Genomic DNA, 22,248 nt, shown 5'->3' with positions numbered 1-22,248 from the left:
CCGCGAAAAAGGGGAGGTTCGGAGCGGAAACGACGGTCGAAAAAATTTGGTGAAAATGAAGGCGGTATATATCTTTAGTTTTGCTCGTGTGTTGAAAACAGCGAAAAAGGATTGGATTTCAGAGGAAATCCAATCCTTTTTCAGACGCTTAAGCCTCCTTTTTTATCGTTCGAGTGATGTTCAAATTCACTTCGATCGAGAAGCCGTAAGTCATTTTTTCTTTTTTCGGTTCGGTTTTTTTCTCTGTCCTCAGTTTTCTAAGGCCCAACACAAAATTTCCGATTCCGGCCAGTGCTCCGAGTACGGTGAAAATACCTCCGTACATTTGCAACCACCCTATCAACTCCATCATTGCTAAAACCAATCTGCTCATTTTAACGCCTCCTTTTTTGGGTTTGCCGGAAGGTTAGATTTACTGAACTTTCCGACGATTTTATATTGTATGAAATGATTTCGGATTGATTACCTTTCATGCGCTCCAAGGTGTTTTGACCTCCCTGCTCTAAACCATCGCTCCATGGGTCTACTATGTTGCAGCGCAATACTTACATTTTTCCTCGTGAAAGTTACACGCAATGTCGCTCTGATGATAAAGGTCTGCGCGCAAAAAAAGCCCGATTCTCCATTCAAGGGAATCGGGCTTCGCGATGTCTTTGCAATAAATAGGATTTGGAGAAGGCTCAAGTTTGCCGCTGATTCTGCACGCGCCATTCGAGCGGAGTAATCCCGGCCGATTTGACGAAAAATTCGTAGAAGCGGCTGGAGGAGGTGAAGCCGACTTCGGAGGAGATGCTTTCGATCGCTTTGTCCGTCTGTTGAAGCAAACGCTTGGCTTCCATCAGGCGGAGGTTGATCATATATTGCTTCGGGGAGATTCCCATCGCTTCGGCGAATTTTTTGCGTAAATTGCTTTCTGATAAAAAGTGTTTCGAAGCCAGCTCGCCGATGGTGATTCCGGTGTAATAGCTGGCATGGATTTCTTTGAGAACCTCCTGAATAACGCCCGAGTCTCTCGAACCGTAAGGAGTCTGCGCATCATGGCTTCTTTGGAACAATAACAGCGTCGTCTCCAGCGCAAGCCGCATCAGATGCCGGGTATCTATATGTTCAGGCTCGGATTTCCATTCATGTTCTAGTCTCGACAAGCAGATTTCCGCCCAGCGCAGCTCTTCCCCTTCAAGCGCCGCATGCCGAATCCGTTCCTGTTCACGCTCCGTCCCGACAAGCGGGTAACGGCTATGGACCGGCAGCCGATCATGTTGAAAATGCACCGAAATTCCTTGCCAAGGCACCGTGCACACGAACCCGTGATGCAGTCCCGGCGGAATCAACACGATATCCCCTGCGCTCACCTTAATATTTTGCTCCGGCGAACTATAATACCCTTGCCCTTCAAGGATCAGCGTCAACTCGTCGTACTCATGCGAATGCGACATAAACAATCCTTCTCCCGTTTCAAAGCTGAACGTATGCGGCTTAAAACGTTCAATGCTGACCACGACTTGCGAGCCCTTGTTCTCCATTTGTCCGCATCCTCTTCCCTGGGATTGCCCTGCCGATCGCTAACCTTCGGATTCACTTCTTCATATACGAATCATCTTACCCGACAACCTTGCCTCGTACAATGAATTCCCTTTTTCTTACTTCCTATCCCCCATCCCCAAAAAGGCTTGTTCATTTTGCGAAAAGCCGGAAGCGGAGGAGAAAGTTTTAGTGAAGGAGCGAAGCGCTCGCCTTTGCAATCGGGAAGCTTCTTCCTCGTCTAATCCGGCTTCCCGATTGCAACACGCGACTGAAACAAAACCTTCTCCGTAGCTTCCCCTTTTCCAACTCAAATAAGAATTTTAAGTTTCACTAAAGCTTCACCCTCTAATATAAAGCCAAGAACAAACGACACCCCGATCCGAACCATCCGAAACTTTCAACAAGAAGGGAACGATTATAGATGAAAAAAACAACGAAGATCCAAAAGACGAAAAGATTCCAGGCGAAAAAACGGACCGGCCTCGTCATTTTCCTCGGCGCGATGTTGACGCTCTCCGCGTGCACCTCGGCAGACGATACGGCTTCAACGGCAGCAACGACGACCACCGCCGCAACCTCGACATCCACGCAAGCGACTTCTGCAACAACGTCCGTCACTACCGCTTCCGCAAGCTTGAGCGGGTTGACCGCCGCAAGCTTGGTAACGTTGGACGAGGAAGATTACGTAACGGAGGCCGGTTCCGACGCGACGACGATTACGTTGGCAGGAACAAGCGCTTCGGTAGAAGGAACAGGCGCCGAAGCTGCGAACGGTTCGGTCACGATCACGGCGGCAGGTACGTACGTCATCAGCGGATCGCTCAGCGACGGACAGATCATTGTGGATACGGCGGACGCCGATTCCGTGCATATCATCTTGAACGGCGTAGAGCTGACGGACAGTGACAGTGCCCCGATCTACGTTAAATCGGCGGAAAAGGTAATCCTGACGCTTGCGGAAGGCACAGCCAATACCGTGACGGACGGTTCGACGTACACGCTGAATACCGATGAAGAGCCGAGCGCGGCCATCTTCAGCAAAGCCGATCTGACGATCAACGGAACGGGCAGCCTGGTCGTGACCGCCAATTACAAAGACGGAATTACAAGCAAGGATGATCTCAATATCGTGAGCTGTACCCTTGACGTCAAAGCGGCGGACGACGGCCTGGTCGGCAAAGATCGCGTCTATATCGAAGGCGGCACGATCAGCATCGATGCGGCCGGCGACGGAATCAAATCCACGAATGACGAAGATACGGAAAAAGGCTTCGTTGCGATCAAAGACGGCATATTCGAAATCAAGGCCGGCAACGACGGTATTCAAGGCGAAACGAATATAGTCGTGGACGGCGGGGAATTCAATATTGTCACGGGCGGCGGCCATGAAAACGGACCGGAACACGCCGAGGAAATGGGCGGAGGCTTCGGAGGAGGCGACTTTGGCGGCGGACAGCGTCCCGAAGGCGGCAGTGGCGGCCCCGGCGGAATGGGAGACCCGGGCACGGGACAAGGTCCTAACGTAGACAGCAGCGGTGCAGCTTCCGGTACGACCGGCACAGACGCATCGACAGACGGACCTCCAGCTTTACCGGACGGCGCACAGCCGACAGACGGCGGAACGCCTCCGTCCCTGCCAAGCGATGCAAACGGAACGACGACCGATGCGACTGCCGATTCTGCTGCAGCGACGACAACCGAGACGGAATCCGACAGCATGAAAGGCATCAAAGCAGGCGTAACATTGACGATCAACGGCGGCACGTTCGTCATCGACTCGGCCGACGATGCGCTGCACAGTAACGGCAAGGTTGAAGTGACCAACGGAGATCTGCAAATTTCGACGGGTGACGATGCGATCCACGGCGAAAGCGATCTGATTATCGCGGCAGGCACCATCGATATCCAGGCCAGTTACGAAGGACTGGAAGCCGAAAATATTACGATCGACGGCGGCGATATCCAAGTAACAGCGAGCGATGACGGCGTGAATGCGTCGGATGCTTCCGCGACTACGACGGCAACGGATGCAACATCTTCCGTAGATACGGCAGCAAGCGCGACTGAAGAAACGACATCTTCGGGCACAACGGCTTCTGTGACGACGGCAAGCGCATCGTCGACGGAATCGTCCGCGGGTGCCGCAAGCGATACGGCAGCAGGCAACCAGGCTAGAGGCGGCTTCGGCGGCGGTATGGGTTCGAGCAATGCGCAGTTGACGATCAATGGCGGGACGCTCACGGTAAATGCCGAAGGCGACGGTCTGGATTCCAATGGATCGATCACCATGACAGGCGGCACCGTAACGGTATACGGACCAACCAATGACGGCAACGGATCGCTGGATTATGACGGAACCTTCGAAATTAGCGGCGGGACGCTGATTACGGCTGGCAGCGCAGGCATGGCACAAGCACCAAGCGACGATTCCTCGCAGCTTTCGATCGCGATGACGTTTACCGACACGCAGGAAGCGGGAACCCAAGTGAATGTAAAAGACAGCAAAGGGAACACGGTGGCCGCAGTTACGCCGTCCAAGCAATTCCGTACGGTTGTCGTAAGCTCGGCTGATCTGCAAGATGGCAGCACCTATACCGTATCAGCCGGAGGCAGCGACGTGGTCACCTTTACTCTTTCGGGCAGCCAAACGACCTGGGTCAACGAGTCCGGGATCACGACAGGCAACACCGGCGGCATGATGGGAGGCAGACGTTAAAGGCAGAAGCGAATCATAGATGAAACGATAAACCGGATGAAGGCCGATAAGGCGGTTCGTCCGGTTTTTTGATCAGGTAAAAAGAGTATTGAGACTGGGAGAACGTCCCGAATTTGAATTTTCGCTGGAAGCATGTTATATTCTAAAAAAATAAGAACACACGTTCTTTTCGTTGTTCGAAATCCCGATAGGACGCAGGGAACGGGTCAAAAGACCGATGCCGCATGCCTGAGTGAGATTTGCGAAAGATTCCCGTATAATCTAGGGCGTGTACGCAAACTCCGCCGGGAGCAGATTGAGCTGAATTTTCGTTCTCGGCAAGGAATTTTTCTGAAGGCGTGCCGAGGCACGTCAAAGGAAAATGACGCTGCAGAGGGCGAAAAGGCAGGTCAAGGTGCACGGTGTTGAGTTTGCGTACACGGCCTAATCAATCCAATTTATATTACAGCGAGGAGGCGCTTGATTTGCTGGAACTGACTGCATCACATATCGATTCGCTCGCCCCGAACGCCGCCGCGGCCAAGAACGGTCGCGGACTGGTTTTGAAGAACAAGTTCGTCAAGCTCAACGTGTCCGAGGAGGGTGACCTGATCTTCGGCGAATGTTCCGGGAGCGGGAAGTCGAACTACATCTGCTCGGTCGACTTTGTCACTCCTGAAAATCCGGTGTCGCGATGCAATTGCCCGAGTCGGCAGTTCCCCTGCAAGCATGCGTTGGGTCTGATGTACGCGTATGCGGACGGCCTGACTTTCGAAAAGGCGACCGTGCCGGAAGACATCTCGTCCAAGCGTGAAAAGGCCGGGAAGCGCGAAGAGACGAAGGCGAAGCGCGAGAGCGGCGAACTGCCGCCGGCCAAGCCGAAGAAAGTGAACAAGACCGCGCTCAAGAAGAAAATCGTCCAACAGCTCGAAGCGCTGGATGAACTGGAGAAGATCGTCTTATCGCTGGTACGCGGCGGGTTGGGAACGGCCAACGCCCGAACCGTGAAAGATCTGAACGATCATGCCAAGCGGCTGGGCAGCAGTTATTTGACCGGAGCGGAGAACGAACTTCGCCGGCTGGCGCTGCTGCTGGAACAGGACGATCGCGAGAGCGGCTATACATATGCGACCGAACAGCTTACGCTGCTGAACGCTTTTATCAAGAAAGGGCGCTCCTATCTCCAGACGAAGCAGGAAGACCCCGAGCTGGTCCCCGACTCCGAGTCGACGATCGAAGAATGGTTGGGTCATGCCTGGCAGTTAGCCGAGCTGAAGGAAGCCGGAAGAGTCAGCGAGAGCGTCGAATTGCTGCAATTGGCGTTCTACACGTATCGGGACGAAGCGCGCAAAGAGTTCGTGGATACGGGTTTCTGGCTGCAACTGGGCGAGGGCAAAATTCACCGCACCGTGCAATACCGTCCGTTCAAGGCCGTGAAGTACATGAAGGAAGAAGACAGCTTCTTCAGCGTGGCGCAGATCTCGGAACTCTACCGCTACCCGGGCGGCATGAATGCGCGGGTGCGCTTTGAAGGGATGATTCCTCGTCAAGTGAACAATGCCGATTACGACGGTATTCGCGCCGCTGCGGCAGCTTCGATTCCCGATGCAGTGAAGGCGGTAAAGAATCAGTTAAAAGATCCGCTGGCCGATCGTGCTCCCGTTGTGCTGCTGAACGCCGCACGGATCGCCCAAACCGAAAACGGTACGTTTGCGCTGGTTGACGAAGCCGGAAATACGCTTGAATTGGGAAACGTTTATCGATTGCCGCAGCCTACGACGCCGTTATTGTCGCTGGTCGATCCTTCCTTGCTGGAAAATTGCGCCGTTCTGGCGATGTTCGAGCATCAGATGGATATGGGGAAATTGGTTGCGCAGCCACTGACGTTGATTCAAGGCGAACGGATCGCGAGATTGCTGTATTGATCCCTTTTAGGGGAGGTGAGTTTCATGAGCATGCTATTGCAGGAATTATACGGCGAATTGCGACGTCTTTATATCGCGGGCAGCGATCTGGCCGCCGATGATTTTCGCTTGAAAAAGCTGGAGCCGAAGCTGAGTGCGCTGGGTGAACGGGCCCCCGTGTTCAAGCGGATCGCCGAAGGAATAGCCGCGCTTATCGGCCGCTCCGAGCCCTCTGAACGCGCGGCGCGCTTGCAGGACGTGTCGACGCTGCTGAATTCGGTGCTGGCGACGCAAGGACAGACAGCCGCCGACGTGGGTGACGAAGCGAAGCTCTTCCCGGCTGCTTTCCGCGATCAGCTGCCGGATCTGGCTACGAACCGTTCTTCGCGCGAACTCGGCGAAGTGCGGCAGGCGCTGTCCTCGTCGGGCAGCGGGCGTTACGAGGTGGTGCTTTCGGCTTACGAGCGCGGACTTTTCGATGATCTGCGGATACTGCCCATGGCCGTTCATGCGCTGGGCGATTCGTATTCGGAGATCGCGGATTTGGCGGCGGAGAAGATCTTGCCGAGCTACGGAGCGGCGATCGCTGCTTATCTGTTGAAAGATCTGGATATTCAAGGCGGCAAGGAGCATGAACGCAGATTGCAGGTCGTCCAAAAGATCGGCGTGAACCCGGCCGATCGAGCTTCGCTGGACAAGCTGATTTCGGCTGCGGAAGAAGGCGGAGCGAAGATCGCTCCGGCGGCGATCGCTTGCCTGGGCACGGATCCGGAATGCGAGCAGCGGCTGCTGGACTGGTCCCGCGATTCCAAAAAAACGGTGCGCGAAAGTGCTTATTTCGCACTGTCCGTACTCGATTCGGAGGCAGCGCGCAGTCGTTTGTACGAAGCGCTGAACGGAAAAGACGAGTGGGTCGCTTCCGAAGCGGTTCAATCTTCGATATCGCAAGCATTGGCGGAAAGCCTGATCAAGCTGTACGAAGAAAAGCTGCAAGATCGCGCGGAAAAAAAGGTCGATTCGATCAAGGACCTGCGCCCCCTGCTGACCGCGCTCGGCAAGGTCCGTCATCCCGAGCTGGAGCGGCTTTACGTCGAAATGGCGCAGGATTTGTCGGCCTATCCGGTATTGAAGCGGTTGGAGAAAAGGGAAATCGCCTGGATTACCGGAGCAGCCGCGGATTATTTCGTCCGATCGAACACGGTCGAAGCGCTTGAACATATCGAGCATATGGCGAAAAAGACTCCGACGATGCTGGTCGATTATGCTTTGCCGCTCGCCAGGCGCGTGCTGACTCCGGCCGAAGTCTATGAGCGTTACGCAGATCCCGAATCGGCAAAAATCCGAATGTCGGACGACTTGTTATTCATGGTCTTGCGCCCGGCGCTGTATAGCAGAACGAGCGTGCATGATCGCAGGCGTCCCCAAGCGGAGATCGAAGCGGCGTGGGACCCGCGCTGGCTGGATTGGGCGATCGACCATGATCGTTTAACTTTGGTCGCGGGGCTTGCGAGACTCGGCAGCGACAGGCTTATTCCTTATTTGAAGCAGGCGATTCGCAACAATGCGTCGCCGACGATCGAAAACGACAGGCACAACGTGCTGGAAGCCGTGCAAAACGTGCCGTTTGATGAAGAAACGCGCTTCGAACTGCTCATGCAGTTGGTCGAAGCTCGAAATTGGAATCGTCCTTCTACGCTGGCCTACGGCGAGTTTGCGATTGCGGACGAAGCGAGCAGGGTTGCTTTCCGGCGAATCGACGAGGCTGTGCGACGCATCGAAGCGATCATGGCAGGAATCGAACGAACGGACTATAAAAGAAGACTTCAAGAAACGGTGGACAAGCTTCGTACCCGACAAGCGGCGGCACAAGCAGGCGAATAGCGACTGCGCCGCGAATCGCAATACGTTCGAACACCGGATAACGGGAGGAGAGATGAATATGAGTACGACTTTGCTGCAGGAGCTTCAGGGCGAACTGCGCCGTCTTTATATCGCGGGCAGCGACCTCGCGGCTGACGATTTTCGTTTGAACCGAATACAACCGAAGCTGGCACAGCTCGGGGAACGGGCGCCCGTATTCCAAAAGCTGGCGGAAGGCGTCGCTGCGCTTACGGAACCGTCCGAGGCGGAAGCGCGGGCGGCGCGTTTGCAGGATGTCTCGCTGCTGTTGAACTCGGTATTGTCGACGCAGGGCGCAACGGCGGCCGGCAGCGATCTTTCGAACGGGAACGCGGAAGACAGCGGATTGACCGGGCTGACGACCGTCCATTCCTACCGTCAGCTTGCGGAGGTGCAAAACGCGCTGTCCACATCGGGCGGCGGTCGGTATGAAATCGTCCTGGAAGCGCATCGGAACGGATTATTCCGCGACCTGCGGCTGTTTCCTTTTGCGATGAAAGCGCTGAGCGATCCGTATTCGGAGTTGGCAGACTATGCGGTTCGACAAATTTTGCCGTCATACGGTCCGGTGATCGTGCCGTATCTGCTGGCGGACATGAATATTCAGGGCGGACGCGAAGAAGAACGCCGTTTGGAAGTCGTGCGTGCGCTCGGCGTCGATTCGGACGATCAGAAGTCGCTGAACCTATTGGTGCGGGCTGCGGAAGAAGGCTCGGATAAAGTACGGGCTGCGGCAATTGCTTGCCTGGGCCTGCACCCGGACTTCGAAGACAAGCTGATCGAATGGTCGCTGGACAAAAAAAAGCCGGTTCGCGAAGGCGCGCTTGCGGCTCTGGCCGTGCGCAATTCGGAAACGGCGCGCGATCGGTTGTATGAAGCTTTTGTCGGCAAAGACGCGCTTCCGGCGGCTCAAGCGATCGAAGCTTCGCCAAAGGAAGAAATGCTGGAGCGTCTCATTCCTTTATACGAAGAACGCCTGAGTCAGGAAATTCTGGGGGACAACGATCAGAAGAGCAAAGACAAGCTGTGGAAAACGCTCGAACCGTTTACGGTTGCGTTCCGGCAAGCCCGGCATCCGGAATTGGAGCGGTTGTTCCTGGATTTGATCTCGAACGAATCGAAGTATCCGGCGGTCGGACGGCTCGACTTTTCCGAGAATCTGCGCGTGATGAGCCAGGCGGCCAAATATTTGGAGAATACGAATACCGAGGAAGCCCTGATTGCGCTCCAAGGCTTGGAAGAACGCGAAGTCGCTTATCTGCCTTACGCGTTCCATGTCACGAAGCGTCTGCGTACGCCGGCCGAGCTGTATGAACGCTATGCCGGATCGGGTATCGCCCTGCTCCGTGCAGCCGTCACGAAAAAAGCTCAGGCCCGGCAAAGCAAGCTCATCGAGACGCTGCGGGACGAAGTGTATGCTTATGAAGGATATGTTCGTAACCGGCTGCCCTCAGACAAAATTATCGCGGAATGGGACCCTCGTTGGTTGAGTTGGCTGATCGATCGCGATGATCTCCAACTGGTCTCGGCCTTGGCCGCGCCTACCAACCCGAACAATCCGAAACTGTTGAAATATCTGGAGCGGCAGATCGACAAGTCCAGCAACAATTATTACGGCTATTATATTTTCCTCGCACTCGATGAAGGCGGCTTCGATGAAGAGACGAAGTACGAACTGCTGATGCGTTGGATGGAAAATAAAGATTGGAAAAAGATCTACAGCATTTACCACGACGAAGCCCAACGTTTGCTGCAATTGCCGGACCGCTTCGCGAGCGAAGCAGCCGACCGTCTGGAGCCTTTGATCACGGAGACGCGCTTCGAGAGCATTAAGGAAGAGGCGTTGGAGATCATCCATGCGCTTCGTCGTCGCGGTGCCGAGGCTGAATCCAATACTTGATAGTTGTCAGATTTCGATTCCGTAAACCGAGAGGAGAATAATCAATGGCCGCAGCTCATACGCAGGATACGATGCGCCTGCCCGCCGAGCTTCTGTATCAACAGGAGATCGAAGTGCTGAAAAAGGAAGACAAGGGAGACGTTCCGCCGGGTTGGCAGATGTCGCCTCGCGCCGTGTTGACCTACATTACGGGAGGCAAAGCCGGGAAGCTCGATATCACGCCCAAATATATCGGCAATCGCCGTTTGGTGGAGATGGCGATCGCCACGCTCGTCACCGACCGCGCCCTGCTGTTGATCGGCGAGCCGGGAACGGCAAAGTCCTGGTTATCGGAAAATCTGGCGGCCGCGGTAAGCGGGAACTCGGGGCTTGTCGTGCAAGGCACCGCCGGAACGAGCGAAGAACAAGTGCGGTATTCGTGGAACTACGCGATGCTGCTGGCCAACGGCCCGACGCCCGAAGCGCTGGTTCGCAGCCCGATCATGCGCGCGATGGAAGGCGGAAGCGTAGCCCGGTTCGAGGAAATTTCGCGCTGCGCTTCTGAAGTACAGGATGCGCTGATCTCTATTCTGTCCGAGAAGACCGTTTCCGTGCCGGAGCTGGGCAATGAGACCAGCGCCCGCAAAGGCTTCTCCATCATCGCGACGGCGAACACGCGCGACCGCGGCGTCAACGAAATGTCTGCCGCGCTGAAACGCCGCTTCAATATTATCGTGCTGCCGGCTCCGTCGGACCTGGAAACCGAGCTGTCGATCGTGAAAAAACGCGTGAGCGAAATCGCGGCATCGTATGAGCTGAAGGCTTCGCCTCCTGCCGACGAAGCGCTGCTTAAGGTCGTCACCATCTTCCGCGAGCTGCGCAGCGGCATGACGCTGGACCGCAAAGAAAAACTGAAATCGCCTGCCGGCGTGATCTCGACGGCCGAAGCGATCTCGCTCTTGACCAACAGCATGGCATTGGCCGCAAGCTTCGGCAGCGGGGAAATGACCGATGAAGACCTGGCGGCCGGACTGCAGGGCGCGATCGTGAAAGACGACGACAAAGACAAGCTGGTATGGAAAGAATATTTGGATAACGTCATGAAGAAACGGGGATCGGAGTGGCGCGGACTGTATCAGGCGTGCAGGGAGATGAACGAGTGAAGACGGCGGCGGACGTCAAAGTCTCCGTCTTCGGCGTCCGGCACTTGTCCCCCGGCGGTGCCCGCCATCTGCTGCAATATCTGGATCAAGTTCGTCCCACAGCGGTACTGATCGAAGGCCCGTCCGATGCAACGAGCATGATTCGCGATCTTGTTCATCCTTCCACGGTACCTCCGGTTGCTGTGCTGGCTTTCACCGACGAAATGCCGGTTCGCACGGCGCTTTGGCCTTTTGCCGTCTATTCGCCGGAGCTTCAGGCTATGCGCTGGGCGGCGAAACATAAAGCGTTATGCGAAATGATTGATTTGCCTTCCGGCTCGGCGTTGGCGCTTCAAGATTTGCGGCGGCGGACTGAAGAAGAAAAAGTTTCGCGCAAAGCAGCCCCGGGAGCAGAAAGCGAAATCGAACCGCCGTCGGAAGAAGCCGCTTCTATCGAACCCGAAGGCGTCGAAGAGTCGGAAGCCGAAACTGCCGGGCGCTCGATCTACGAACGGATCGCCGAACTTGCGGACGAGCACGACTATGATACGTATTGGGAACGCCATTACGAGCATAACGCGAATCCGGATACCTATCGGGATTCGATTCTGGCATTCTCGGCCGAGATGCGCTCGCTCGGCGAAGATCGGGAACGCTCCGATCAGCCGGAAGAACATGCCTATAACCATGTGCGCGAAGCTTATATGCAGCGGCAGATTCTGAAAGCCGTCGAAGCCGGACATGACCCGTCGAAGATCGTGGTCGTCTGCGGCGCGTATCACGCCGCCGCATTGGAGCATCCGGCAAAAGGCGCCATGAGCGACGAGGAACTGGCATCGATGCCGTCCCGCAGCTCCAAGCTGACGCTGATGCCGTATTCGTATTATCGATTGTCCAGTTTGTCCGGCTACGGCGCGGGCAACAATGCGCCTCATTATTTCCAACTGATGTGGGAAGCGATGGAATCCGGTCAGCCGGAAGACTTGCCGCGCGTCTATCTGTCGACGACGGCGCGGGCGCTGCGGGCATCGGGTACGCATCGTTCGACAGCGGAAGTCATCGAGGCCGTACGCATGGCCGAAGGTCTGGCTTCGCTGCACGGCGGAAGCGCGCCTACGCTGCTGGAGCTTCGCGATGCGGCGCAAACGCTGCTCGGCCGCGGCGATTTGTCCGTCGTCGCCGAAGCGCTGGCCCGGGTCGATGTGGGAACCGAGATCGGCAGCCTGGCCGAAGGCGTCAGTCAAACCCCGCTGCAGGACGACTTGAACCGTGAATTGAAGCGGCTCAAGCTGACCAAGTACAAGACGGCCGTCGCGACCGATCTATCGCTTGATCTGCGGGAGAATCGGCGAGTCTCGTCGCAGGAAGCCGCTTTCCTCGACTTGAACCGTTCGTTCCTGTTCCATCGGTTGGAGCTGCTGGAAATCCCTTTCGTTCGCTCCAGGCCGAACAACGCGGACCGCGCCGTATGGGCCGAGGACTGGATTATTCAATGGACGCCGGAAGCCGAGATTCGCGTCGTCGAGTCCACGCTGCTCGGCGAGACGATCGAGATTGCTTGCGCGCATCGGCTTCGCGAAAAGCTGGAGGCCTGTACGTCGATCTCGGAAGCTTCCGCACTGATCGGCGTGTCGGTTCGCTGCGGAATGACCGCGCAGATGGAAGACGGCCGACGGGTACTTCAAGCTTTGGCGGCAGACAGCCGCGACGTGGCGCAGATCTCGGGCGCGGCATCGCGCTTGTCGGGCATTATCGCGTACGGCGACATCCGGCGCGCCGACACGGCTCCGCTCGTGCCGCTTTTGGAGCAGCTGTTTTTCCGCGGCTGTCTCTATCTGTCCGATGCGGCCAATTGTAACGACGAAGCGGCTTACGGGATGGTGTCCGCTATCGGCGAGCTGAACAAAATCGCCCAGGAACATGACGATACCGTCGACGTGCCGCTGTGGACGCAGGAACTGAATGCCCTATCGGAGCGCGATGACCGTAATCCGAAGCTGTCCGGTTTTGCCTGTGCGCTGCTGCTCGAACGCGGAGAGATGGACGCGGAGCAGTGCGCGGCCGAAGTGTCGCGACGTCTATCGCCGGGCATTCCGGCCGATCTGGGGGCGGGCTGGTTCGAAGGATTGTCGATGCGTAACCGTTACGCGCTTTTGTCGAGAATGAGCCTGTGGGTGCAGTTGAACGATTACATCAACTCGTTGGGCGATGAAGAGTTCAAGCGCGCGCTGGTCTTCTTGCGCCGGGCATTCAGCTCGTTTTCGGCTCACGAAAAGACCATGATCGCCGAGGCGCTGGGCGAGCTGTGGGGCGTCAACGCGGAACAAGCAGCGGAAATTCTGACCGGGGAACTGAAGGAGGAAGAGGACAAAATGCTGGATGAATTGAACGATTTCGACTTTGGGGACTTTTAAATATGACGAATACAGCGGATAACGGCAACGATACCAAGCAGGAAAATTCAGTTTCTCGTTGGAGGCTTATTTTGGGCGAAGCGGCCCAGAATAAGCTGGAAGGCATGAACGGTCCGGGCGGTCTGCGTTTGACGGAAGAAGAAGCGATCATGGATTCGGCGCTTGCCGCCATCTACGACGATACCGAGAGCGGGACGCCTTCCGCAGGCGGTTCGGCTTCAGGCTCCGGCAGCGGATCAGGCGGTCGGGGAGCAGGAAGCGGAAGAGGATCGGTTAATTTGTCCCGCTGGCTCGGAGACGTACGCAATCTGTTTTCCGAGGACGTGGTGTCGATCATTCAAAACGACGCGATCGAACGGCGCGGCTGGAAGCAGCTGCTGTTCGAGCCGGAGCTGCTGGCATCGGTCAAGCCTGATATTCAAATGGTCGGCACGTTAATGTCGCTGCGCGGCAAAATCCCCGAGAAAACGAAGGATACGGCTCGCATGCTGGTTAAAGCCGTCGTGGACGAACTCATGGCTCGCATGAAAGAAGATATGCAGCGTGCCGTTACGGGCGCGCTGAACAGACGGCAGCATACGCCGCTTCCTTCGCTCAGCGGTCTGGATTGGAAACGGACCATCCAACGCAACCTCAAGCATTACGATACCGAGCGCAAGCTTCTGATTCCCGAGCGCTTCTATTACTTCGACCGGGCACGGCGCAGCAAAGAATGGACGGTCATCCTCGATATCGACCAAAGCGGTTCGATGGCGGAGTCGGTCATCTGGGCTTCGGTAACAGGTGCGATTTTTGCAAGTATGCCGGCACTGGACACGCGGGTCGTCGTGTTCGACACCGAAGTGGTCGATTTGACCGAGCAGTGCGCCGACGATCCCGTCGATATGCTGTTCGGCATTCAGCTCGGCGGCGGCACGGATATCAATAAATCCGTCGCTTACTGCGAGCAGTATATCGAAGACCCGAAAAAGACGCTGTTCATCATGATTACCGACTTGTACGAAGGCGGCAATCAATCCGCGCTCGTGCGTCGAATGCGCGAAATGCGAGAATCGGGCGTGCGCACGCTTTGTCTACTGGCGTTGTCCGACGGCGGGCGTCCGTTCTACGACGAGCGTCTGGCGAGACAGCTCGCACGGGACGGCACGCCTTGCTTCGCCTGCACGCCGGCTATGCTCCCTGAACTTGTAGCAGGCGCGCTGCAAGGCCAGGATATGACGGCGCTGGCGGACAAGCTGACGGCAAAAAAAAGATAACTCCACTTATTCAAGCACGCTGTAGGCCGGGTTTTCGCATTTATGCGACCTGCGCCGATGGGGTGCTTGAGTAGTTGATAGGACTGCAGAGGATGGTGATTAGCTTATGGAAGAAATTCTCAATGTCGTTATTCGTCGTCCCGGTGCGCAGGATGAAGCATCGGCCTGCCGGATGTTCGCGGCATCGATCACGGATGCTTTTGCGCAGGAAAAGCTTGCCGACGCCGAAGAGGACATTGCCTACGAAATCTCGCATAAATCGAATCTGCTGCGTGCCGCAATCGAGCATCCGCCCTCGACTTCCCGTTCTTTCGGTGTTCCGCAGGAAGCTTTTTTCCTTATCGCCGAACTTGAAGGCGAGGTCGCGGGTACGATTTCTTTCGGCCCGCGAGGCGAGAAGATTCGGGAACTGGCCGGGGAAGAACTGAACGGGGTAGGCGAACTGGGCAGTCTCTACGTGCATCCGGGCGTTCAGAATCAGGGACTCGGTTCAAGACTGATCGCTGCCATGATGAATGAGCTGCGCGACCGCGGGATCGAGACTTTCTGTCTGGACAGCGGCTATGGAAAAGCGCAAGAACGTTGGCGGCGAAAATTCGGCGAGCCTCATGTATTTGCCGAAGACTATTGGGGGCTTGGGGCTCATCATGCGATTTGGTACTGCCGGGTGAACCGTCATGCATGAAGACAAGCTGTACGGCAAGTCCAAGCAAGCCCTGTTAAAAGAAGCCGAAGCCTATATAACCAAGCAGCGGCAGTATGCGTATTTTCAAGTGCCGGATGCGCCGGAAGCGTTAGAGGCGCTCAAGATCATGCAGCCCCGCGCCATCTCTACTTACGCCCCGTTAAAAGAGTTCGCTCGATTGGAACGTCTGGAGTTCGGCACGACCGATTCCAAAATGACCGTGCCGACCCTGGCCGGATTGGACGCTGCCGTCCGCCTGAAAAGCCTGGCATTCGTCTCGAAGACTACGGTTACCCAAGGCATTGAAGCGATAGCGGGGCTGAGCGGATTGGAGACGCTGCAGATTCGGCAACTGGTCCAACCGATTCCGCCCGACCTGCTGAGCTCCTTGACAAATTTGCGGCAGCTCGGCTTCTCCCGCTTCAATTACGAAAGCCTGAGCGAGCTGCCTCCCGCGTTGGAAGAACTATCGCTGAATTTTTCCGAGGTGGAGCGTGTTCCTCCGTATAGGTCCGCTCATTCCGTGCGCAAAGTCTCCCTGGGAGCACAGACTTGCGGGTTGGAAAATCTGGGTTCGCTTCGCGCATTCCCGAATATCGAAGAAATACGACTTCTTTCGCCCAAGCGATTGACCGATCTCAACCATGCAGCGGAGCTGACCAAGCTGCAAATTCTGGACGCGAACTTCTGCCAAGCCTCCGATCTCGGCGGCTTCCGCAATCATCCTTCGATCCAAGATCTTCGCCTGCGCGGTTCGCAAATTCAAAGTTTCAAAGAAATGGGACACTGCCCGGAGCTGAGAATTTTGTATGCGGAAAAAACCAAGCTGGAATCCGTCGAAGGCATTCGCGAGCAATTCCCCAAGCTTGAACTGCTGTGGATTTGGGGAACGAAGGTAAAAGACCTGCGTCCGCTCGAAGGCATGACCCGCCTGAAAAACCTCGACGTCACCATGCTGAAGCCGAAAGCTTGGGATTTCTTGCTCACCCTGACCGGCTTGGAAAGCCTCGACCTGAGCAAGACCTCGTTCTCCGATCCCAAGCTGCTGCTGGAGCTTCCTGCATTAAAACGGGTACGCTTATCCGGCAGCAAAGCCGAACGCGGAACGGAAGACTGGTTGAGTCTGGAGAGCCTGCTGCAAGCGCGGGGCGGCGAGCTGGTGCATCGCTGAATCCGGTTCGTGCGCGCTGCCGATCGCCGAAACCGTTCAAATCAAAACCCGGCCTCTTCGCGAGGGCCGGGTTTCTGTTGTTGGACCGGAATTCTGTGTCTCGTAACGGTTCCGGACTATTTTTCTTCGTCTTCGGGCACGATTACCTGCACGTGGGACGGCAGGATATGCAGGTCGATCGGCAGCATCGGACCCGGCTCGCCGTCGACGTTGGTTTTCACGTCTTCCGTCGAAGCGACGCGGATATGGCGGGACGTGAAGTATTCGACGTCTTTATGGTCTTTCAGATTGCCGAGCAGCAGCGAAAAGCCCGCCGTCAACGTATTGAAGAAATTGAGATCGTGAACGATGAAACCGTGCAGCAGCCCGTCGTCCACGGAAGCGTCCGGTGCCAGATTTTCGAAGCCGCCTACCGAATTGGTCAGCGCGGCGATGAAGATCGGCGCTTGGCCTTCCCATTTGCCTCCGTCATGCTCGATCGTGAGCGAGGCCGCCGAATTGCCGAGCAGCTCTTTGATGCCTTCTTTGAAGTAGGCCAGCGCGCCCAGCTTCGACTTGTCTTCCGAAGTCACGGAGGACAGCGTATCGGCCAGCGATCCCGCCGCGACCACGTTGGCGAACAGCTGGTCGTTGACGCGGGCCATGTCGACCCGGCGCAGGCGGGAAGAGGTCAACGTCGTGATCGCTTGATCGGGATCGAGCGGAATATGCAGGGCGCGGGCGAAATCGTTGACCGTGCCGAGCGGAATGACGCCCAATTTGGGACGATGCGGCTGGTCGAGCAGCCCGTTGATCGTCTCGTGCAGCGTGCCGTCCCCGCCGATCGAGACGACCAGGTCGAATTTGTCTTCACAGGCGGAAATGCAGAAGTTGGTAGCGTCGAGTTCTTTGGTCGTCTCGTTGACGACGACGTCGTAACCGGCCTTTTCGCGCAGAACGTCTTCGACCTTGCGAAGGTATTCCAGCGCCAGCTCTTTGCCGGAAGACGGATTGATGATAACCATGGCCTGCTTCACGTGAGTATCCCCTTTTGACTGCGATTTTGGATAAAGCGTGTTATTTACCCTTTACCCAGAAAGCCTGCCTAAGGACTCCTTTTTCGACATTCAGACTGTTTGACCTTTTATTTGGACTATTTTACAGTAAAGCGTTACCACGACTTGACGATGACGCCCGAATTCTATTATATTCATAAATTACATACTTAGTTGCGGCTTGGACAGCCGAAATTCGAAGAGAGCGGAGGAGACCGAATGTCGCAAATGCTGGCACTTGTACTTGTCTTACTAATTTTGTTTGCCGGAGATGTCGTGGCCGTGCGCACCAAAGCATGGGTACCTTCCATCTTCATCAGCGCCGTGCTGTTCCTGGTCGGCTACTGGACTTTTTTTCCGGAAAATATCGTGGAGATCGCCGGCATTCCGTCCGTCGTCGCCACCATGCTGATGTATCTGCTGATTACGAACATGGGGACGCTGCTGTCGCTTAAAGAATTGGGCCGACAGTGGAAAACGATTTTGATCGCGCTGTCCGGCATTGTCGGCATTATCGTATTTCTGTTCGCGATCGGGACGGTTCTGTTCGACTTCCAGACAGTGGTCGTCGCGATTCCGCCGCTGGTCGGAGGCGTCGTTTCGGCGCTAATCATGTCCGAAGGCGCTAGCGAGGCAGGATTGGCTTCCTTGTCCGTCTTCGCGATCGTCATCTACGTGGTGCAGGGCTTCGCCGGATATCCGTTGACTTCGATCGTGCTGAAGCAGGAAGGGCGCCGCATTCTTGGGCTGTACCGCAGCGGGAAGCTTGAAGAGAACGCGCTGGCGGCCAAGTCCGATGCGACGGAGGAAAGTACGGCAAAAGAAGCAACCGAACTTCGGTTGTTCAAAAAACTGCCGGCCAAGTACAATACGGACTTTTTCAAATTTTTCCGTCTGGCGCTGGTCGCTTATCTGGCTTACCTCGTCTCGACGCTGCTGAACCCGATCGTGGAAATCAGCCCGTTCGTCCTTTGTTTGTTGTTCGGCGTTCTTGCCGCAAGCATCGGATTCCTGGAGAAGCAGCCGCTTCAGAAAGCCAACGGCTTCGGCTTTGCGATTTTGGGCTTGATGCTGTTCATCTTCGACGGGCTGAAGCGGGCGACGCCTTCGATGATGCTGGAGATTCTGTACCCGATGATCGGCGTCATCGTGATCGGGGTCGTCGGCATGTACGTCTTCTCCTGGATCGCGGGCAAACTGCTCAAAGTCAGTCCGCGAATGGCGTTCGCCGTGTCGCTGACCGCTTTGTACGGGTTTCCGGCGGATTACATCATCACGAACGAAGTCATCAAGTCGTTGACCGAAGACGAAACGGAGCGCGAACTGCTGACAAACCGCATGCTGCCTCCGATGCTGGTCGGCGGTTTTATCACGGTCACCATCGTTTCGGTCATCCTGGCCGGCATTTTCGTCGGATTTTTGTAAAAGCAGGGCGGAGGGAGCGCGGTTCAAAAGGCGCGTTCTCCCGCCTTTTTGCGAATCCGGCATGATATTTAGCGCGAAGGCGCGCATCGGCTTACAATAGATAGAAGCGGAAGCACGACGATACCAGCTTAACGGAGGTTGAGAAGATGAACGAAACGAACGCGAAAAAAGAACAATTGCGCCGACGCATCGAAAAGCATATCGAAGCGATCGGCGAATTCACGTCCACGCCCGGGCAAGGCACGACCCGACTGACCTACAGCGAGCAGGATCGGCAGGCGCGCGATTATATCAAAGCGACGATGCGCGAATACGGCCTGGATGTGCGGGAAGACGGCTTCGGCAATATTTTCGGCAAGCTGGAAGGAACGATCGAAGGCGCGCCGAGCGTGCTGATCGGCTCCCATTTCGATTCGGTACCCAACGGCGGCTCGTACGACGGTCCGGCCGGCGTGGTCGCGGGTCTCGAAGTTGCGAAGCTGTTCCGGGAAAACGGGTTGACGCCCAAATACCCGCTTGAAGCGGTCGCGATGATCGAGGAGGAAGGGGCTCGCTTCGCGGGCGGGCTTATGGGCTCGCGCGCTATGCTCGGCGTGTTGGGCAAAGAAGAATTCGCGGCGCTGGCAGACAAGGACGGCATCACGACGGTCGAAGCGATGAAGAGCATCGGGCTCGACCCGACGCTGCCCGGCAAGCGGGACAAGTCCGAAATCAAAGCGTTCCTGGAGCTGCATATCGAGCAGGGGCCGATTTTGGAGGAAGAAGGCATACCGATCGGCATCGTGGAAGCGATCGTCGGATTGGCTCAGCTTCAAGTTACGGTGCAGGGAAGCGCGGGACATGCCGGCACGACTCCGATGGACCGCCGCGCGGACGCGCTGGTCGCGGCGGCGAAGATCGTAGCGAAGCTGCCGGAGCTGGCCGAAGAGCAGGGGAACGGAACAGTGATCACGACGGGGCGCCTGAACGTGTTCCCGAACGGAGCGAACGTCATCCCGGACAAAGTCGTGTTCACGGTCGACCTGCGCGCGGGCCGCGAAGAAGACGTGCAGGGCGCGATCGAGCGGACGGAAGCGCTGATCGATTCCGTCCGCGGCGGCATCGGAGCGACCGTCGAACGCCAACTGTATATTCGGCCGAAGAAGATGAGCGACCTCGTGCGGGGCTTGCTCGAAGAAGGCAGTCGGGCGCTCGGCGCGGCCTCCCGCCCGATGAACAGCGGCGCGGGGCATGACGCGATGGTGTTCTCCGACTTTACGGACGTCGGCATGCTGTTCATTCCGAGCCGCGCCGGACTGAGCCATTGCCCCGAAGAATGGTCGGACGGCGGCGATATCGCGACGGCGGTCGAAATCTTTTACGAAGCGGCGAAAAAATTGACGGAGGCGGAGTAACTATGGAAAATTCGACGACGCATAACGCGGCGGGGATCGTCAATGCCGCGATCAAGCAGGCCATCGCCGCTTACGCGGAAGAATTGACGGATATTCGGCGCAAACTGCACAGCGAGCCGGAACTGTCCTGGGAAGAATACGAAACGACGGCGTTTGTCTGCCGATACCTGGATGCCCTCGGCATCCCGTACCGGCGTACCGAACCGACCGGCGTCATCGCCGAGATCGTCGGAGGACTGCCGGGACGCACGGTGGCGTTGAGAGCCGACATGGACGCGCTGCCGGTCGAGGAGCTGGACCGCGAGCTGGCGTACGTTTCCAAAGAAACCGGCAAAATGCACGCCTGCGGCCACGATGCGCATACGTCGATGCTGCTGGTCGCCGCCAAAGCGCTGATCGGCGTTCAAGCCGAACTGCCGGGCACGGTCCGTCTGGTGTTCCAGCCCGCCGAAGAAGCGGCGGCCGGCGCCAAAGAAATGGTGCGGCAGGGCGCGATGGACGGCGTGGATAACGTATTCGGCATGCACATCTGGTCGCAGATGCCGACGCATAAGGTCGCCTGCGCGCCGGGACCGTCGTTCGCTTCCGCGGACCTGTTCACGGTGACGTTCAAAGGCCGCGGCGGCCACGGCGCGATGCCGCAGGATTGCATCGACGCCGCGATCGTCGCGTCTTCGTTCGTCATGAACGTCCAGTCGATCGTTTCGCGCACCGTGGCGCCGAAGCAGTCCGCCGTGCTGACGGTCGGCAAAATGATCGTGGGCACGCGTTTCAACGTGATCGCGGAGAACGCGGTAATCGAAGGCACCGTACGCTGTTTCGATGCTCAGGTACGCGATCATATTCAGCGCGAGCTGGGCCATTACGCGCAGCAGGTCGCCTCAATCTATGGAGCGGAAGCGAAGCTGGACTACGTTCGCGGCACGCAGGCCGTGATCAACGAGGAACAAAGCGCGCTGCGCGCGCAGCGGGTCGCGGCGGCGGCGTTCGGCGCGGATGTGCTGTACGACGAGGAACCGACGATGGGCGGGGAAGACTTCAGCTTTTACCTGGACGCGGTGCCGGGCAGCTTCGCGCTGGTCGGCAGCGGCAATCCGGACAAAGATACGCAGTGGGCGCATCATCACGGCCGGTTCAATATCGACGAAGACGCGCTGGCGACGGGAGCGGAACTGTACGCGCAGTACGCCTGGGCTTACTTGAACGAATGATCCCGGAAAATCCATGCGACGGACCGGGCCGAACAGACGGGGAGCGGCAGGCGCGAAAGCGCCGCCTGCTCCCCGTCTTCGCGTTCGGAGACAGGATGTCACAAGATTTTCGTTTGTGCATGACAGGGAAGCTGTGGCAAAATGAGGGGACGATTACAGAAAAGCGAGGAATGAACCTAATGAATGAATTACCAAACTGCCCGGCCTGCAGCTCCGCTTATACCTACGAGGACGGAAACCTGCTCGTATGCCCGGAGTGCGCGCACGAGTGGACGCCGGGAGCGGAAGACCAAGACCGCGGAGAAGAGGCGAAAGTCGTCCGCGATGCCAACGGAAACGAGCTTCGCGACGGAGATTCCGTAACGGTGATCAAGGATCTGAAGGTTAAGGGAAGCTCTTCCGTCCTGAAGATCGGCACCAAAGTCAAAAATATTCGTTTGGTCGACGGCGACCATGATATCGACTGCAAGATCGACGGATTCGGAGCGATGAAATTAAAATCGGAATTCGTTCGCAAGGCATAGCCGGCTGTGTGAAAAAGGGTGTTTTGAATATCCAATCCAAGGGTTTAAAGTCCTTTAATGGCTTTAGATAACAGGGTGATGCAGGGAATAA

General features: G+C 56.7%; 16 protein-coding genes. 13 read left to right on the top strand and 3 right to left on the bottom strand.

Annotated elements, in window-relative coordinates:
- Window positions 1-148: 148 nt before the first annotated feature.
- Both HRQ63_RS18850 and HRQ63_RS18845 read right to left on the bottom strand, forming a co-directional pair.
- Window positions 149-373 (bottom strand): hypothetical protein, encoded by a 225-nt coding sequence (locus HRQ63_RS18850; protein ID WP_172246649.1) that lies wholly within the window; start codon window positions 371-373, stop codon window positions 149-151.
- 307 nt (window positions 374-680) lie between these two features.
- On the bottom strand, window positions 681-1,523 hold the full coding sequence (locus HRQ63_RS18845) for a helix-turn-helix transcriptional regulator (RefSeq protein ID WP_172246647.1): 843 nt from the start codon (window positions 1,521-1,523) through the stop codon (window positions 681-683).
- 422 nt (window positions 1,524-1,945) lie between these two features.
- Between HRQ63_RS18845 and HRQ63_RS18840 the strand changes: the two genes are divergently transcribed.
- The 9 genes from HRQ63_RS18840 (at window position 1,946) to HRQ63_RS18800 (ending at window position 16,569) form a co-directional block, all read left to right on the top strand.
- On the top strand, window positions 1,946-4,240 hold the full coding sequence (locus HRQ63_RS18840; RefSeq protein ID WP_172246645.1) for a carbohydrate-binding domain-containing protein: 2,295 nt from the start codon (window positions 1,946-1,948) through the stop codon (window positions 4,238-4,240).
- Window positions 4,241-4,704: 464 nt separating this feature from the next.
- Entirely contained in the window at window positions 4,705-6,144 is a 1,440-nt protein-coding gene (locus HRQ63_RS18835; RefSeq protein ID WP_172246643.1) for an SWIM zinc finger family protein, read from the top strand.
- A 24-nt stretch (window positions 6,145-6,168) separates the two neighbouring features.
- The gene (locus tag HRQ63_RS18830; RefSeq protein ID WP_172246641.1) at window positions 6,169-8,004 is read left to right on the top strand and encodes a HEAT repeat domain-containing protein; all 1,836 of its coding nucleotides are present in this window, start codon (window positions 6,169-6,171) and stop codon (window positions 8,002-8,004) included.
- Window positions 8,005-8,062: 58 nt separating this feature from the next.
- Window positions 8,063-9,922 carry a HEAT repeat domain-containing protein gene (locus HRQ63_RS18825; RefSeq protein ID WP_172246639.1) on the top strand — a complete coding sequence of 620 codons (1,860 nt, stop codon included), beginning with the start codon at window positions 8,063-8,065 and terminating at the stop codon, window positions 9,920-9,922.
- A gap of 44 nt (window positions 9,923-9,966) precedes the next feature.
- Entirely contained in the window at window positions 9,967-11,064 is a 1,098-nt protein-coding gene (locus HRQ63_RS18820) for an AAA family ATPase (RefSeq protein WP_172246637.1), read from the top strand.
- On the top strand, window positions 11,061-13,457 hold the full coding sequence (locus tag HRQ63_RS18815) for a DUF5682 family protein (RefSeq protein WP_172246909.1): 2,397 nt from the start codon (window positions 11,061-11,063) through the stop codon (window positions 13,455-13,457). The genes HRQ63_RS18820 and HRQ63_RS18815 overlap by 4 nt, the downstream gene beginning before the upstream one ends.
- A gap of 2 nt (window positions 13,458-13,459) precedes the next feature.
- Entirely contained in the window at window positions 13,460-14,713 is a 1,254-nt protein-coding gene (locus tag HRQ63_RS18810) for a VWA domain-containing protein (protein ID WP_172246635.1), read from the top strand.
- Between the two features lie 106 nt (window positions 14,714-14,819).
- Window positions 14,820-15,398 (top strand): GNAT family N-acetyltransferase, encoded by a 579-nt coding sequence (locus HRQ63_RS18805; protein WP_172246633.1) that lies wholly within the window; start codon window positions 14,820-14,822, stop codon window positions 15,396-15,398.
- The gene (locus HRQ63_RS18800; RefSeq protein WP_172246631.1) at window positions 15,391-16,569 is read left to right on the top strand and encodes a leucine-rich repeat domain-containing protein; all 1,179 of its coding nucleotides are present in this window, start codon (window positions 15,391-15,393) and stop codon (window positions 16,567-16,569) included. The genes HRQ63_RS18805 and HRQ63_RS18800 overlap by 8 nt, the downstream gene beginning before the upstream one ends.
- A 116-nt stretch (window positions 16,570-16,685) precedes the next feature.
- On the opposite strand, the gene HRQ63_RS18795 is transcribed toward HRQ63_RS18800, so the two are convergent.
- Window positions 16,686-17,585 carry a diacylglycerol/lipid kinase family protein gene (locus HRQ63_RS18795; RefSeq protein ID WP_172246629.1) on the bottom strand — a complete coding sequence of 300 codons (900 nt, stop codon included), beginning with the start codon at window positions 17,583-17,585 and terminating at the stop codon, window positions 16,686-16,688.
- A gap of 237 nt (window positions 17,586-17,822) precedes the next feature.
- Here HRQ63_RS18795 and HRQ63_RS18790 point away from each other — a divergent pair, with 237 nt between their 5' ends.
- The 4 genes from HRQ63_RS18790 (at window position 17,823) to HRQ63_RS18775 (ending at window position 22,157) form a co-directional block, all read left to right on the top strand.
- Window positions 17,823-19,028: a hypothetical protein gene (locus HRQ63_RS18790; protein WP_172246627.1), complete on the top strand. Its 1,206-nt coding sequence runs from the start codon at window positions 17,823-17,825 to the stop codon at window positions 19,026-19,028.
- A gap of 146 nt (window positions 19,029-19,174) precedes the next feature.
- The gene (locus HRQ63_RS18785; RefSeq protein WP_172246625.1) at window positions 19,175-20,422 is read left to right on the top strand and encodes a Zn-dependent hydrolase; all 1,248 of its coding nucleotides are present in this window, start codon (window positions 19,175-19,177) and stop codon (window positions 20,420-20,422) included.
- A 2-nt stretch (window positions 20,423-20,424) separates the two neighbouring features.
- Window positions 20,425-21,633 (top strand): amidohydrolase, encoded by a 1,209-nt coding sequence (locus HRQ63_RS18780; RefSeq protein ID WP_172246623.1) that lies wholly within the window; start codon window positions 20,425-20,427, stop codon window positions 21,631-21,633.
- Between the two features lie 179 nt (window positions 21,634-21,812).
- Complete coding sequence (locus HRQ63_RS18775; RefSeq protein ID WP_172246621.1) at window positions 21,813-22,157, top strand: zinc ribbon domain-containing protein YjdM; 345 nt, start codon at window positions 21,813-21,815, stop codon at window positions 22,155-22,157.
- The last annotated feature ends 91 nt before the right edge of the window (window positions 22,158-22,248 follow it).

Source organism: Saccharibacillus endophyticus (genome assembly GCF_013185185.1).
Classification (GTDB): Bacteria; Bacillota; Bacilli; order Paenibacillales; family Paenibacillaceae; genus Saccharibacillus; species Saccharibacillus endophyticus.
The sequence above is the reverse complement of the archived record's forward strand: the minus strand, read 5'-3'. Positions and strand labels throughout refer to the sequence as shown.

Bases quoted from the DNA above. Each gene is read 5' to 3' on its own strand.
- HRQ63_RS18850 (WP_172246649.1), bottom strand. From the start codon at position 373: ATGAGCAGATTGGTTTTAGCAATGATGGAGTTGATAGGGTGGTTGCAA.
- HRQ63_RS18845 (WP_172246647.1), bottom strand. From the start codon at position 1,523: ATGGAGAACAAGGGCTCGCAAGTCGTGGTCAGCATTGAACGTTTTAAG.
- HRQ63_RS18840 (WP_172246645.1), top strand. From the start codon at position 1,946: ATGAAAAAAACAACGAAGATCCAAAAGACGAAAAGATTCCAGGCGAAA.
- HRQ63_RS18830 (WP_172246641.1), top strand. From the start codon at position 6,169: ATGAGCATGCTATTGCAGGAATTATACGGCGAATTGCGACGTCTTTAT.
- HRQ63_RS18825 (WP_172246639.1), top strand. From the start codon at position 8,063: ATGAGTACGACTTTGCTGCAGGAGCTTCAGGGCGAACTGCGCCGTCTT.
- HRQ63_RS18820 (WP_172246637.1), top strand. From the start codon at position 9,967: ATGGCCGCAGCTCATACGCAGGATACGATGCGCCTGCCCGCCGAGCTT.
- HRQ63_RS18810 (WP_172246635.1), top strand. From the start codon at position 13,460: ATGACGAATACAGCGGATAACGGCAACGATACCAAGCAGGAAAATTCA.
- HRQ63_RS18805 (WP_172246633.1), top strand. From the start codon at position 14,820: ATGGAAGAAATTCTCAATGTCGTTATTCGTCGTCCCGGTGCGCAGGAT.
- HRQ63_RS18800 (WP_172246631.1), top strand. From the start codon at position 15,391: ATGCATGAAGACAAGCTGTACGGCAAGTCCAAGCAAGCCCTGTTAAAA.
- HRQ63_RS18790 (WP_172246627.1), top strand. From the start codon at position 17,823: ATGTCGCAAATGCTGGCACTTGTACTTGTCTTACTAATTTTGTTTGCC.
- HRQ63_RS18785 (WP_172246625.1), top strand. From the start codon at position 19,175: ATGAACGAAACGAACGCGAAAAAAGAACAATTGCGCCGACGCATCGAA.
- HRQ63_RS18780 (WP_172246623.1), top strand. From the start codon at position 20,425: ATGGAAAATTCGACGACGCATAACGCGGCGGGGATCGTCAATGCCGCG.
- HRQ63_RS18775 (WP_172246621.1), top strand. From the start codon at position 21,813: ATGAATGAATTACCAAACTGCCCGGCCTGCAGCTCCGCTTATACCTAC.